Origin of the sequence: Rhodobacter capsulatus (assembly GCF_052363185.1) — a bacterium.
In the GTDB taxonomy this organism is placed as follows: Bacteria; Pseudomonadota; Alphaproteobacteria; order Rhodobacterales; family Rhodobacteraceae; genus Rhodobacter; species Rhodobacter capsulatus_E.
Map to the genome: position 1 here is coordinate 3,560,727 of NZ_CP198955.1, position 13,041 is coordinate 3,573,767.

The 13,041-nt window shown below is 66.2% G+C and carries 13 protein-coding genes and 1 pseudogene; 10 read left to right on the forward strand and 4 right to left on the reverse strand.

Annotation, left to right across the window (positions count from 1 at the left end):
* Nucleotides 1-34: 34 nt before the first annotated feature.
* From ACTTAG_RS17500 to ACTTAG_RS17520, 5 genes and pseudogenes are all read left to right on the forward strand, one after another.
* Nucleotides 35-748 (forward strand): annotated as a pseudogene (locus ACTTAG_RS17500) (class I tRNA ligase family protein); the annotation flags it as partial.
* Nucleotides 735-1,229 (forward strand): LPS assembly lipoprotein LptE, encoded by a 495-nt coding sequence (gene lptE, locus ACTTAG_RS17505; RefSeq protein ID WP_444463464.1) that lies wholly within the window; start codon nucleotides 735-737, stop codon nucleotides 1,227-1,229. The pseudogene ACTTAG_RS17500 and the gene lptE, both read left to right, overlap by 14 nt.
* Nucleotides 1,226-2,251 (forward strand): DNA polymerase III subunit delta, encoded by a 1,026-nt coding sequence (gene holA, locus ACTTAG_RS17510; protein ID WP_444463465.1) that lies wholly within the window; start codon nucleotides 1,226-1,228, stop codon nucleotides 2,249-2,251. The genes lptE and holA overlap by 4 nt, the downstream gene beginning before the upstream one ends.
* Complete coding sequence (locus ACTTAG_RS17515) at nucleotides 2,248-3,429, forward strand: TIGR03862 family flavoprotein (RefSeq protein ID WP_444463466.1); 1,182 nt, start codon at nucleotides 2,248-2,250, stop codon at nucleotides 3,427-3,429. Before holA ends, ACTTAG_RS17515 begins: the two co-directional genes overlap by 4 nt.
* Nucleotides 3,430-3,478: 49 nt before the next feature.
* On the forward strand, nucleotides 3,479-4,714 hold the full coding sequence (locus ACTTAG_RS17520; RefSeq protein ID WP_444463467.1) for an MFS transporter: 1,236 nt from the start codon (nucleotides 3,479-3,481) through the stop codon (nucleotides 4,712-4,714).
* Here ACTTAG_RS17520 and ACTTAG_RS17525 read toward each other — a convergent pair.
* Nucleotides 4,702-5,538 (reverse strand): SDR family oxidoreductase, encoded by an 837-nt coding sequence (locus tag ACTTAG_RS17525; protein ID WP_444463468.1) that lies wholly within the window; start codon nucleotides 5,536-5,538, stop codon nucleotides 4,702-4,704. The two genes, ACTTAG_RS17520 and ACTTAG_RS17525, sit on opposite strands and share 13 nt — an antisense overlap.
* Nucleotides 5,539-5,614: 76 nt before the next feature.
* Here ACTTAG_RS17525 and ade point away from each other — a divergent pair, with 76 nt between their 5' ends.
* From ade to ACTTAG_RS17550, 5 genes are all read left to right on the forward strand, one after another.
* Nucleotides 5,615-7,417, forward strand: a complete 1,803-nt coding sequence (gene ade / locus ACTTAG_RS17530) for an adenine deaminase (protein ID WP_444463469.1) — start codon at nucleotides 5,615-5,617, stop codon at nucleotides 7,415-7,417.
* Nucleotides 7,414-8,889: an AMP nucleosidase gene (locus ACTTAG_RS17535; RefSeq protein WP_444463470.1), complete on the forward strand. Its 1,476-nt coding sequence runs from the start codon at nucleotides 7,414-7,416 to the stop codon at nucleotides 8,887-8,889. The genes ade and ACTTAG_RS17535 overlap by 4 nt, the downstream gene beginning before the upstream one ends.
* Before the next feature lie 145 nt (nucleotides 8,890-9,034).
* A complete protein-coding gene (locus tag ACTTAG_RS17540) occupies nucleotides 9,035-9,322 on the forward strand; it encodes an HU family DNA-binding protein (protein ID WP_013065996.1) in 288 nt (95 codons plus the stop codon).
* 193 nt (nucleotides 9,323-9,515) lie between these two features.
* Nucleotides 9,516-10,379: a DMT family transporter gene (locus ACTTAG_RS17545; RefSeq protein ID WP_444463471.1), complete on the forward strand. Its 864-nt coding sequence runs from the start codon at nucleotides 9,516-9,518 to the stop codon at nucleotides 10,377-10,379.
* Between the two features lie 3 nt (nucleotides 10,380-10,382).
* Nucleotides 10,383-11,066, forward strand: a complete 684-nt coding sequence (locus tag ACTTAG_RS17550; protein ID WP_444463472.1) for an NnrU family protein — start codon at nucleotides 10,383-10,385, stop codon at nucleotides 11,064-11,066.
* A gap of 15 nt (nucleotides 11,067-11,081) precedes the next feature.
* Here the strand turns inward: ACTTAG_RS17550 and ACTTAG_RS17555 are convergent, their stop codons facing one another.
* From ACTTAG_RS17555 to ACTTAG_RS17565, 3 genes are all read right to left on the reverse strand, one after another.
* Entirely contained in the window at nucleotides 11,082-12,341 is a 1,260-nt protein-coding gene (locus tag ACTTAG_RS17555; RefSeq protein WP_444463473.1) for a lytic murein transglycosylase, read from the reverse strand.
* Between the two features lie 79 nt (nucleotides 12,342-12,420).
* Nucleotides 12,421-12,774 carry a hypothetical protein gene (locus tag ACTTAG_RS17560; protein ID WP_444463474.1) on the reverse strand — a complete coding sequence of 118 codons (354 nt, stop codon included), beginning with the start codon at nucleotides 12,772-12,774 and terminating at the stop codon, nucleotides 12,421-12,423.
* Nucleotides 12,775-12,786: 12 nt separating this feature from the next.
* Nucleotides 12,787-13,041 carry a hypothetical protein gene (locus ACTTAG_RS17565; protein ID WP_444463475.1) on the reverse strand — a complete coding sequence of 85 codons (255 nt, stop codon included), beginning with the start codon at nucleotides 13,039-13,041 and terminating at the stop codon, nucleotides 12,787-12,789.

Below are 13,041 nucleotides of genomic sequence, written 5' to 3' on the forward strand. Positions count from 1 at the left end.
ATTGGCGCTCAAAGATGCCAACGACCCATCGATCGTTAAAGTCATCCCCTCGGCCAAGATGTCGAAGTCGAAGAAGAACGTCGTCGATCCGATGAACATCATCGCGCAATTCGGCGCCGATACCGCGCGCTGGTTCGTGATGTCGGACAGCCCGCCCGAACGTGACGTGGAATGGACCGCCTCGGGGGCCGAGGCCGCCTGCAAGCACCTGACGCGGGTCTGGAACCTGTGCGACCGCATCGCGTCGCTGCCCGATGACCTGCCGCCCCGCGAGGATGAGGCGCTGTTGCGCGCCATGCATCGGGCGATTGCCGATGTGACCTTCTCGATCGAGAATTTCGCCTTCAACAAGGCGATTGCGAAGCTTTACGAATTCACCAACACGCTGGCGAAATCGGATGCCTCGAAGCCCGTCCGGCAACAGGCGATGCGGACCCTTGCCCAGCTGATGGCGCCGATGGTGCCGCATCTGGCCGAGGATGTCTGGGCGCATCAGGGCGGCGAAGGTCTGGTGGTGCGCGCGCCCTGGCCCAAGGCCGATCCGGCGATGCTGGTCGAAGATACCGTCACGCTGCCGATTCAGATCAACGGCAAGCGCCGGTCCGAGGTCACCGTGCCGAAGGACATGCCCGCTTCCGAGGTTGAAAAGCTCGTGCTGGCGGACGAGACTGTGATCAAGGTTCTGGCCGGTGGCCAGCCGAAAAAGCTCATCGTCGTGCCGGGGCGCATCGTCAATGTGGTCATCTGACCGTCGGTCCTTTCTGGCTCTGCTTGGCGCCGCGGCCCTTTCGGGCTGCGGCTTCACCCCGGCCTATGGGCCAAAGGGTGGCGCAGCCGGGCTTTTGGGCCGCGTTGAAACCGACATGCCGCAGACGCCCGACGATTTCGCGCTGGTGCGGCGGTTGTCGGAACGGCTCGGCCCGGTGGACAAGGCCCGCTATCGGCTGTCTTACACCGTCACCACCGATGTTCTGGGCCAGGCGATCACCCCCGAAGGCGCGACGACGCGCTATTCGCTGACCGGGCAGGTCGATTACCGGCTGCAGGACAGCCGCTCGGAAGCCGTGCTGCTGGCGGGCAAGGTCAGCAGCTTCACCTCCTGGTCGGCCTCGGGCTCGGTCGTCGCGACCTCCTCGGCCGAGGATGACGCGCATCGCCGCCTGATGCGGATGCTGGCCGATCAGATCATTACCCGTCTGCTGGCGCAGGCAAGCACGCTGCCGCAATGAAGCTGACCGGCATCGCCGCAACGCGCTATTTCGGCAAGCCCGATCCGGCGCGGCTGGGGCTTTTGATCTACGGCGCCGATGCGATGCGGGTGGCCCTACGGCGGCAAGAGGTGATCGCGGCCCTGATCGGCCCCGAGGGCGAGGCCGAGATGCGGCTCACGCGCCTTTCGGGCGCCGATCTGCGCAAGGATGCCTCGCAGGTGATCGACGGCATCAAGGAGATCGGTTTTTTCCCCGGCCCCCGCGTCGTCTTTGTCGAAGAAGCCACCGACACCACCGCCCCCGCCTTTGACGCGGCGGTGAAGGCCTGGACCCATGGCGATGCGCAGATCATCGTGACCGCCGGGGCACTGACGGCGAAATCGGCGCTGCGCAAGATCTTTGAAAACCATCCGAACGCCTATGCGATCGGGATTTACGACGACCCGCCCAGCCGCGAGGAGATCGAGGAGATCCTGAAAAAGGCCGGTCTGCGGGCGATCCCGAACGAGACGATGACCGATGTTCTGGCGCTGTCGAAGGCGCTCGACCCCGGCGATTTCCGCCAGACGATCGAAAAGATCGCGCTTTACAAACATGGGGATAGCACGCCCCTGACCCCGGCCGAGGTGGCGCTTTCGGCGCCCACCACGGTTGAAGCCGAGATCGACGAGGTGCTGGAACTGGTGGCCGACGGGCGGCCCTTGGATCTTGCGCGGATGATGCGCCGGATCGAGGGGCAGGGCGTGCAGCCGGTGACACTCGCCATCATGGCGACGCGGCATTTTCGGACCCTGCACATGGCGGCCTCGGACCCGGGCGGGGTGGGCGCGGGGCTTGGCAAGCTGCGCCCGCCGGTCTTTGGCCCGCGCCGCGACGTGCTGCAGCGGCAGGCGAGCCGCTGGGGGATGATGCGGCTCGAGGAGGCGCTGAAAGTGCTGATCGAGGCCGATCTGACCCTGCGTTCGGCCTCGAAAGCGCCGCAGATGGCGGTGATCGAACGGGCGCTGATGCGGCTTGCTTCCGTGGCGGCGAAGCTGTGACGGCGCTGGTGATCGGCGGCGGTCCGGGGGGCATGATGGCCGCCGAGGAACTGGCCCGCGCCGGCGCGCGCGTCGTGCTGGCCGAGGCGAAGCCGACCTTGGCGCGCAAGTTTCTGATGGCGGGGAAATCCGGGCTGAACCTGACCCGCGACGAGCCGCTTCCGCAGTTCCTGACCGCTTACACGCCGGACTGGATTCGCCCGCATGTGGCTGGTTTTGGCCCCGGGGGGGTGATGGACTTCGCCCGCGGTCTTGGGGTCGATCTGTTCACCGGCTCGACCGGGCGGGTGTTTCCGGTCGAGATGAAGGCCTCGCCGATGCTGCGGCTTTGGGCGCGGCGGCTGGCCGATCTGGGGGTGGAAACGCGCACCCGCTGGCGCTGGACCGGCTTTGCCGGGACGGGTTTCGCCTTTGACACGCCGGAGGGGCCGCAGGTTCTGACCCCAACCGTCACCGTTCTGGCACTTGGCGGCGCAAGCTGGCCGCGGCTCGGCTCGGATGCGGCCTGGGTGCCGTGGCTGAGGGACAAAGGCGTGAGCCTTGCCCCGTTCCGGCCCGCGAACATGGGGCTGCTGGTCGATTGGTCGCCCCATATGGCCGCGCATCTGGGCCAACCGGTCAAGGGCGCCGCGCTGGTCACGCCCGACCAGACCAGCCGCGGGGAATTCGTGCTGTCGTCGCGGGGCCTTGAAGGCGGCGGCATCTATGCGATTGCGGCGCTAGTGCGGGATGGAGCGCCGCTGGCGCTCGACCTTGCGCCCGATCTGCGGCTGGATGACATCGCGCATCGGCTGGGCCGCACGCCCGCCCGCGACAGCCTGCCCAACCGGCTGCGCAAGGCGCTGCGGCTCGATCCGGTGAAACTGGCGCTGTTGCAGGAATGGGGGCGGCCGCTGCCCTCTGACCCGCTGGCGCTGGCCCGCAAGCTGAAAGCACTCCCCGTGCGCCACCTTGGCCCGCGTCCCCTGACCGAGGCGATTTCTTCGGCGGGAGGCATTGCCGAGACCGCCCTGACCGACAGCCTTGAACTGAAGGCCCTGCCCGGGGTCTTTGCCGCGGGCGAGATGCTGGATTGGGAGGCGCCGACGGGCGGTTATCTGCTCACCGGCTGTCTGGCGACGGGCCGCATCGCGGGCCGGGCCGCGGCGCGATTGTTCGGGGCACAATCGGCCGGTTGACGGCCCTCGTCGCGCATGGCGAACTGATCCCCTTGCGAGGGAGACGCAGATGACCCAGACCCGCCTGATCACCCCCGTCCTTGTGGGCGGTGCCATCATCTTGATGCTTGGCTTTGCCATCCGGGCCTCGTTCGGGGTGTTCCAGATTCCGATCGCCACCGAATTCGGCTGGCCGCGGGCGGAATTCTCGCTGGCCATCGCGATCCAGAACCTGGCCTGGGGGATCGGCCAACCGATCTTCGGCGCCATCGCCGAGAAATTCGGCGACCGCAAGGCGATCATTCTGGGCGCGCTGATGTATGCCTTCGGGCTGGTGCTGTCCGCCTTTGCCACCCAGCCCTGGCAACATGACCTGCTGGAGATTTTCGTCGGCTTCGGCATCGCGGGCACGGGTTTTGGCGTGATCCTCGCCGTCGTCGGCCGCGCGGCATCCGACGAGAACCGCTCGCTCACGCTCGGCATCGCCACCGCGGCAGGCTCGGCCGGTCAGGTCTTTGGCGCGCCGGTGGCCGAGGCGTTGCTGAGCCAATTCCCCTGGCAAACCGTCTTCGTGATCTTCGCCGTTACCATCCTGGCCGCCATGGCCGCCCTGCCGCTTCTGCGCAGCCCCGCCCGCGCCGCCCCCCACGCGACAAGCGAACCGATGGGCACGGTCTTGAAACGCGCGTTGAAAGACCCGTCCTTCACCCTGATCTTTCTGGGCTTTTTCTCCTGCGGTTATCAGCTGGCCTTCATCACCGCGCATTTCCCCGCAATGGTGACCGAGATGTGCGGCGCCGTTCCCCCCGGCTCCCTTCTGGCCGCCGTGGGGATCGAGAGCCTCTCGACCCTTGGCGCCGTCGCCATTTCGCTGATCGGTCTGGCCAATATCGCAGGCACGATCTTTGCCGGTTGGGCCGGGCGGCATTATTCGAAGAAATACGCGCTGGCCATCATCTATCTCTTGCGCACGCTTGCCGCCGCCGCCTTCATCCTGGCGCCGATGACCCCCGCGACGGTGCTGGTCTTCTCGCTCGTCATGGGGGCGCTTTGGCTGGCGACGGTGCCGCTGACCTCGGGCCTGATCGCCGATCTTTACGGGCTGCGCTACATGGGCACGCTTTATGGGGTCGTGTTCTTTTCCCATCAGCTGGGCGCCTTTCTGGGCGTCTGGCTGGGCGGGCGGCTTTACGACATCGCGGGCGATTACACCCTGGTCTGGTGGGTCGGCGTCGGCATGGGAGCCTTCTCGGCGCTCGTCCACCTGCCGGTGAAGGAACGCCCGCTGAGCGCTCAACCCGCCTGAAGCATCGCTTCCAGACCGGCGCGAAAATCGGGGTAGCGCAAGCTCACCCCGAGTTCAGCCTTGATCCGGTCATTCCGCACCCGCTTGTTTTCGGCATAGAAACTCGCCGCCATCGGGCTCATGCTGGCCGGGTCAAAGGGCACCTCGGGCGGGCGGGGCAGGCCCAGAAGCTCGGCCGCATAGGCCAGCACATCCTCGGGCGGGGACGGCGCGTCGTCACAGACGTTATAAACCCGCCCCGGATCAGGCCGCGCGATCGAGGCCGCCAGAACCTGCGCGATGTCGTCCACATGGATGCGCGAGAACACCTGCCCGGGCTTCAGGATCAGCCGGGCGGTGCCGTCGCGGACCTTTTCGAACGGGCCGCGACCGGGGCCGTAAATCCCGGCAAGACGGAAGACATGCAGCGGCAGGCCCAGCGCTTGCCAAGCCGCTTCCGCCGCCACCCGCTGCACGCCGCGCGTGGTGGTGGGGGTCAGGGGCGTGTCTTCATCGACCCAGCCGCCGCCATGATCGCCATAGACGCCGACGGTGGACAGATAGCCCACCCAAGCCAGATGCTGCGCTGCAGCAATTTCATTTCGCTGCGCAGCGAGAACCGGGTCACCCGTTCCATCCGGGGCCACAGAGGTGAGCAGATGCGTCGCCTCCGCCAGTGGCAGCGGCCCCCCGGTCCAGACCAACGGCTCCGCCCCCTCGGCTCGAAGCAATTCGGCTTTCGCCGCGCTGCGCGTCGTTGCGATGATCCGCCAGCCCGCCGGTAAAAGCAGCCGGGCCAGCGCCCGCGCGGAATAGCCGTGACCGATCGAGAGCAGCGTTTTCATGGGTTTCTCCTTCGGTTCGCACCCTAGTCATCACGTCGTCACTTGCGAAGGGCAAAAAGCTCTGGCACCTTTGGTCATGGAACATATGACATCTCTCAAAACCTGGCCCGAGGCCGCGCCGCGTCTGATTGCCGTCGCCGCGGGCCGTGAGCCTGCCGATTGCGTGATCCGGCAGGGCAAATGGGTCAACGTCCAAAGCCGCGAAGTGCTGGACGGTTACGACATCGCGATTGCCGAGGGGCGTTTCGCCGCCATCGCCCCCGATCTTTCCGCCGCCATCGGGCCGGAAACCACCGTGATCGAGGCGCAGGGCCGTTACATGATCCCCGGTCTGGTCGATGGCCACATGCATGTTGAGAGCGGCATGCTGACCCCCGCGGAATTCGCCGCCGCCGTCATTCCGCATGGCACGACGACGATGTTCACCGACCCGCATGAAATTGCCAATGTGCTGGGTCTGGCGGGCGTGCGGATGATGCATGACGAGGCGATGTTGCAGCCCGTCAACATCTTCACCCAGATGCCGTCCTGCGCGCCCTCGGCGCCGGGGCTGGAGACGACGGGCTTTGAAATCACCCCCGAGGATGTGGCCAAGGCGATGTCCTGGCCCGGCATTATCGGCTTGGGCGAGATGATGAACTTTCCGGGCGTCATTGGTGCGGATGCCAAAATGCTGGCCGAGATCGCCGCGACGCAGCGGGCGGGCAAGACGGTCGGCGGGCATTATGCCAGCCCCGATCTGGGGGCACCGTTCCGCGCCTATGCGGCGGGCGGTCCGGCCGATGACCACGAGGGCACCTGCGAGGAAGACGCCGTGGCCCGGGTCCGGCAAGGGATGCGGGCGATGCTGCGGCTCGGCTCGGCCTGGTATGACGTCGAAAGCCAGATCACCGCGGTGACGAAACGCGGGCTCGATCCGCGCAACTTCATCCTGTGCACCGACGATTGCCATTCGGGGACTTTGGTCCATGAAGGCCACATGAACCGGGCCTATCGCCATGCCGTCGCCTGCGGCTGCGATCCCTTGATCGCGCTGCAGATGTGCACGGTGAACACGGCCTCGCATTTCGGGCTGGAACGGGAACTGGGCTCGATTGCGCCCGGGCGGCGGGCGGATGTGATCCTGACCTCGGATCTGGTGACCCTGCCCGTGGAAATGGTGATCGCGCGGGGGCAAGTGGCGGCGGAAGGCGGCATTCTGAAGGTCGACTGCCCGCGTTACGACTGGCCCGACAGCGCGCGACAGACCGTGCATCTGGGCAAGCGGCTGAGCGCCGAAGATTTCGCCATTCCCGCGCCCGAAGGGGCGAATACGGTGACGGCAAGGGTGATCGGCGTCGTCGAAAATCAGGCGCCGACAAAGGCGCTGACAGCGGAGCTTGATGTCATCGACGGGCTGGCGCAGCCCGACGAAACCAAGGACGTGGCACAGATCGCGCTGGTCGAGCGGCACCGGGGAACCGGCAAGGTGGTGAACGGCTTCGTCTCGGGCTTTGGCTACAAAGGCTCGATGGCCATCGGCTCGACCGTCGCGCATGACAGCCACCACATGATCGTCGTCGGCACCGACCGCGAAGCGATGGCCGCCGTCGCCAACCGGCTGGGCGAGATGGGCGGCGGCATCAGCGTCTGGAAAGACGGGGCCGAACTGGCCGCCGTGCCCTTGCCGATTGCCGGGCTGATGTCCGACGACCCCGCCGCCGAGGTCGCCGCCCGCGCCGCAGCGATGGTGAAAGCGATGGCCGATTGCGGCTGCACGCTCAACAACGCCTATATGCAGCATTCGCTTCTGGCCTTGGTGGTGATCCCGGAAATCCGCATTTCCGACCTTGGCCTTGTCGATGTGACGAAATTCCAACTGACCGAGCTTTTCGCATGAACGATCCCGTAACGATCCTGACCCCGCCGCCCTCGGCGCATGACACGTTCACCGATCCGGCCGCCGCGGTGGCCCGGCTCGAACAGCTTTACGCCGAGGCGACCGGCTTTCTGTTGCAGAAGTTCAACGAGGTTCTGGCCACCGGCCGCGCCGACACCCGCTTTCGCGCCTTCTACCCCGAGGTGCGGATCACCGTCACTTCGCATCTCAAGGCCGACAGCCGGTTGAGCTTCGGCCATGTGTCGTCCCCCGGGACCAAGGTGGCGACGATCACCCGCCCGGATCTCTTCCGCAATTACCTGACGCAGCAGATCGGGCTCTTGATGCGCAACCATGGGGTGCCGGTGCAGATCGGCCCCTCGGACACGCCGATCCCGGTGCATTTCGCCGTCGCCGGTCAGCCCGAGGTGACGATCCCGCAGGAAGGCGCGCTGACGATTTCCTTGCGCGATGTCTTCGACGTGCCCTCGCTTGAAAGCATGAACGACGATATCGTGAATGGCACGGCGAAGCCGAACCCGGATGGGTCCGGGCATCTGGCGCCCTTCACCGCGCAACGGGTGGATTACTCGCTCGCCCGGCTGTCGCATTACACCGCGACCGCGCCCGAGCATTTCCAGAACCATGTGCTCTTCACCAACTATCAGTTCTACGTCGATGAATTCGAAAAGGTCGCGCGGCAGATGTTGGCCGATCCGGCGCAGGGCTACACCAGTTTCGTCGCGCCCGGGAATGTGGAAATCACCACGGCCGATGGCGCGATCCCGCCGCTTGCGAAGCTGCCGCAGATGCCGACCTATCACCTGAAACGGCCGGACGGGAACGGCATCACGCTGGTCAATATCGGCGTCGGCCCGTCGAACGCCAAGACCGCGACCGATCATATCGCCGTGCTGCGGCCGCATGCCTGGCTGATGGTCGGCCATTGTGCAGGGCTGCGCAATTCGCAAAGCTTGGGCGATTTCGTTCTGGCCCATGCCTATCTGCGCGAGGATCATGTGCTCGATGACGACCTGCCCGTCTGGGTGCCGATCCCGGCCTTGGCCGAGGTGCAGGTGGCCCTGCAGGAAGCCGTGGCCGAGATCACGCAACTGGACGGCTACGAGCTGAAACGGATCATGCGCACCGGCACGGTGGCCACCATCGACAACCGCAACTGGGAGCTGCGCGACCAGTCCGGCCCGGTGCAACGGCTCAATCAAAGCCGGGCCATCGCGCTCGACATGGAAAGCGCCACCATCGCCGCGAACGGGTTCCGCTTCCGGGTGCCCTATGGCACGCTCTTGTGTGTTTCCGACAAGCCGCTGCATGGGGAACTCAAACTTCCGGGCATGGCGACCGAGTTTTATCGCACCCAGGTGGCCAGCCATCTGCTCATCGGCGTGCGCGCGATGGAGAAGCTGCGGGCCATGCCGCTGGAGCGGATCCACAGCCGGAAACTGCGGTCCTTTGACGAAACAGCCTTCCTTTGATGCGCTGCCTTGACGCCGGGAAAATCGGCAAAACCTGCCCGAAAAGGCTTGCCATGTTGAAAAAAACCGTGTGTTAGAGGGCGCATCAAACCGTGCAGACGGATCAGGATAGCCCCACCACCCGGGGCGTATGAGAGGAAGACCCATGTCGAAACCGATGACCAAGACCCAGCTGGTGGCCGCGCTTGCCGAAGCCATGGGGTCGGACAAGAAAACCGCGACCGCCGCCATCGACGCCATCGCCGATGTCGTGACGAAGGAAGTCGCGGCGGGCGGGTCGGTGACGCTGCCGGGCATCGGCAAGGTCTCGTGCAAGGCCCGTCCCGAGCGTCAGGTCCGCAACCCGGCCACCGGCGAGACGATGATGAAACCGGCCGACAAGCAGGTGAAGGTGACGATTGCCAAAGCCCTCAAGGACAGCGTGAACGTCTGATCCCCGAGGCCCCCGCAAGGGTGTTCATGGTTCCGGGCCGCTCTGCATCCGCAGGGCGGCCTTTTTCGTGGGCGCTGGCGCGTCCCCGGGGCGGGCGCGGGCAAATAACCTGTATCGCATACAGATTTTATCTTGTCCGAAGCGGGGGTTTCCGGCTCTGGCTGTTCGAAATCGCACCGACGGAGGGAACGGAATGGATCTTCGCGCCATAGTCATGGGCCTTGCCTTCGCGCTGATGTGGTCATCGGCCTTCACCTCGGCGCGGATGATCGTGGCCGAGGCGCCGCCGCTGCTGGCGCTGTCGGCGCGGTTCCTGATCTCGGGGGCTCTGGGGGTGGGGATCGCGCTGGCGCTGGGCCAAAGCTGGCGCCTGACGCGACCGCAATGGAAGGCCACGCTGATTTTCGGCATCTGTCAGAACGCGCTTTATCTGGGGCTGAATTTCGTGGCGATGCAATGGGTTCTGGCTTCTGTCGCCTCGATCGTCGCCTCGACGATGCCGCTGATGGTGGCGCTTCTGGGTCGCATCGTCTACGGCGACACGGTGCGCCCGCTTGGCCTTGCGGGGCTGGTGGCGGGGGTGATCGGCGTGGCGATCATCATGGGGGCGCGGCTTTCGGGCGGGGTCGATCCGCTGGGGCTGGCGCTGTGCTTCGGGGCCGCGCTGGCGCTGTCGGTGGCGACGCTGTCGGTGCGCGGGGCGTCCTCGGGTGGCAATGTTCTGATGATCGTCGGCTTGCAGATGTGGGTGGGCGCCGCGGCGCTGGCGCTGGTGTCCGTGGCCACCGAAACCTGGGAGGTCGTGCCCTCGACCCGCCTTGTGCTGGCCTTCCTTTACACGACGCTGATCCCGGGGCTGCTGGCCACCTGGATCTGGTTCCGGCTGGTGGGGCGGATCGGCGCGGTCAAGGCCGCGACCTTCCATTTCCTCAACCCGTTCTTCGGCGTCGCCATCGCGGCGGTGGTTCTGGGCGAGCGACTGGGCCTGCTGGACTTTCTGGGCGTGGCGATCATCGCCGCGGGCATCCTGGCCGTGCAACTGTCAAAGCAGAGGTAAAGGATGGGCTGGCTTGAATTCGCCCTTGCCGGGCTCGCCTTCATGTCCACCCATCTGATCCCGGCGACGCCGCGGATCAAGGGGCCGCTGGTCGCGACCCTTGGCCGGGCGGGCTATGGCATCGCCTTTGGCCTGCTGGCGCTGGGATTGCTCTATTGGCTGATCCTGGCCGCCGCCCGGGCGCCTTTCATCGAGCTGTGGCCGCAAGAGATCTGGATGCGCTGGGTCGCGAATATCGTGATGCCGGTCGTCATCCTGATGTCCAGCTACGCCATCGCCGCCCCGAACCCCTTCGCCTTCGAGGGACGGGCGAGCGGTTTCGACCCCGCCCGCCCGGGCATCGCGGGGATCACCCGGCAGCCCTTCCTTTGGGCGCTGGTGCTCTGGGCCGCGGCGCATCTTCTGGTGAACGGCGATCTGGCGCATGGGATCCTGTTCGGGGTGTTTCTGGTCTTTTCGCTGATCGGCATGCGGGCGATGGAGCGGCGGCTGATCCGCAGCCTTGGCCCGGCCGAGTTCGCGCGTCTGGCGGCGCAGACCAGCCTGATCCCCTTTGCCGCGCTTGTGACCGGCCGCTGGCGCCCGACGAGCCGCCCTTCGTGGCTGCGGCTCGGCATCGCCGTCTTCGCCTGGGCGGCGATCTTTCATCTGCATGAGCTGGTGATCGGCCTCAACCCGGCGCCGTGATCCGCCCTCCCCCGATCACCCTTTGCGCAGGCTTTCCAGAAGCTTGATCGTCACCCAGCCGTTCGGGGTCATGCCGTGGTCGCGCTGATAGTCCATCACCGCGCCGATCGTGCCCGCGCCAATCAAGCCATCCGTGCCCTTGGTGTCATAGCCCTGCGCGGTCAGAAGCCGCTGCACCTCGACCTTTTCGGCATCGGTCAGCGCCCGGCCCTCGCGCGGCCAGGGATGCACGAACGGCCCCTGCCCCTTCAGCCGGTCGGACAGATGCCCCACCCCCATCACATAGGCATCGGCATTGTTATAGCGCGAAATCGCGGTGAAATTGCCAAAGATCATCAGCGCCGGCCCCTTCGGCCCGGCCGGCAGCAGGATCGAGGCCGCGCCGTAATTCGGCACCACCCCGCCGTTCACATCCCGCACGCCCAGCGCCGCCCAATCCGCGGGCGACCGCTTCGTGCCCTTGCCCGCCAGCCCGGTGTTGAACCCTTCGGGCAGGGAGACCTCCACCGCCCAGGGCTGCCCCTTCGACCAGCCCGAGCGCGCGAGATAGGCGGCGGTCGAGGCCAAGGCATCGGCGGGGTTGTCCGACCAGATGTCGCGCTTGCCATCGCCGGTGAAATCGACCGCAAAGGCCAGATACGACGTCGGGATGAACTGCGTATGCCCCATTGCGCCCGCCCAGGACCCGGTCATATGCGCGGGGTCGATATCGCCCGCCTGCAGGATCTTCAGCGCCCCGATCAGCTGGCTTTCAAAGAACGCCGCCCGCCGTCCGTCATGGGCCAGCGTCGCCAGTGCCGGGATGATCAGCGTGTTCCCGCGCTTTGCCCCGTAGCGGCTTTCCATGCCCCAGACGGCGACGACCACCTCTTTCTCGACGCCATACCGCGCCTCGATTTCCCGCAAGATCGCCGCATGCTGCGCCAAAGCCGCCCGGCCATTGGCGATGCGTTCATCGGACGCCGCGCTGTCCATGTAATCCCAGATCGGCTTGACGAATTCGGCCTGAAACTGCTGCCGCCCGATCACCTTGGGGTTATAGGGCACATCGCGCATGGCGCGGTTCCAGGTGGCCTCGGAAATCCCCGCCGCCATCGCGCGGGGCTTGAAACCTGCGACCCAGGCATCCATCCCCGCCTGCGTCGCCGCATCGACCGGCGGGATCTCTTCGATCGTGTTCATGGAAACGCCCCCCCGCTCCAGCGGCCCGCCACAGGCACTCAGCGCCGAAAAGGCCAGAAGGGTGACGACAAGGGGTTTCAACGCGTGTTTCATGGCCTGCCCGACTGTTCGTTCTTTGAGACCAGTCTAGCAGGCAATGAAGGTTGCGCAAACCCGCTTGGCGGGTGTCCGCCTAGGCCTTCTCGTCGTAAAAGGGCGTCATCTGCGCGACGATCACGGAATTCTCATCCAGCGCCCGCTGCATCAGCTCTTTCTCGGCGGCGTCGATCTCGTCGCCCGCCTTTTCGCGTTCGGCCAAGGTGCCGTAGCCGGTCACGTCCAAAGGCGCCATCTCGGCCTGTTTCAGGATCGCCACGGTTTCGCGCACGGCCTCGGCCTCGTCGACGCCGCTTGCGTAGCACAGCAAGCCCGCCCCGGTCGATCCCTTGGGCAGCCCGTCATTCGCCGAGCGCCCCACCTCCACCAGCAGCGTATAGACCTGCTGCGGGCGTTTCGCCTTTTCCGGTTTCTCGGTGGTCTCGGTCATTTCATTCCCCTCTCAGCCGCGGCGCAAGGACCGCAGCGAGGTCACGGCCAGCCAGGCCGCGACCAGCACATAAAGCGCAATCGCCGCCCCGGGCATCCAGTCCCCGGGGGCGGCGGCCTTGGCCATCTCGCCCAGAAGCGTCAGCGCCACCGGCGTCACCAGCCCGATCATCGCCAGATCGGCCACCATCAGCGCAAAGCGCAAAGGTTGCGGCAAGGCCGCCCCGCGCACCGCATCCGCCACCTTGGCGCCCAGCGACAACAGCAT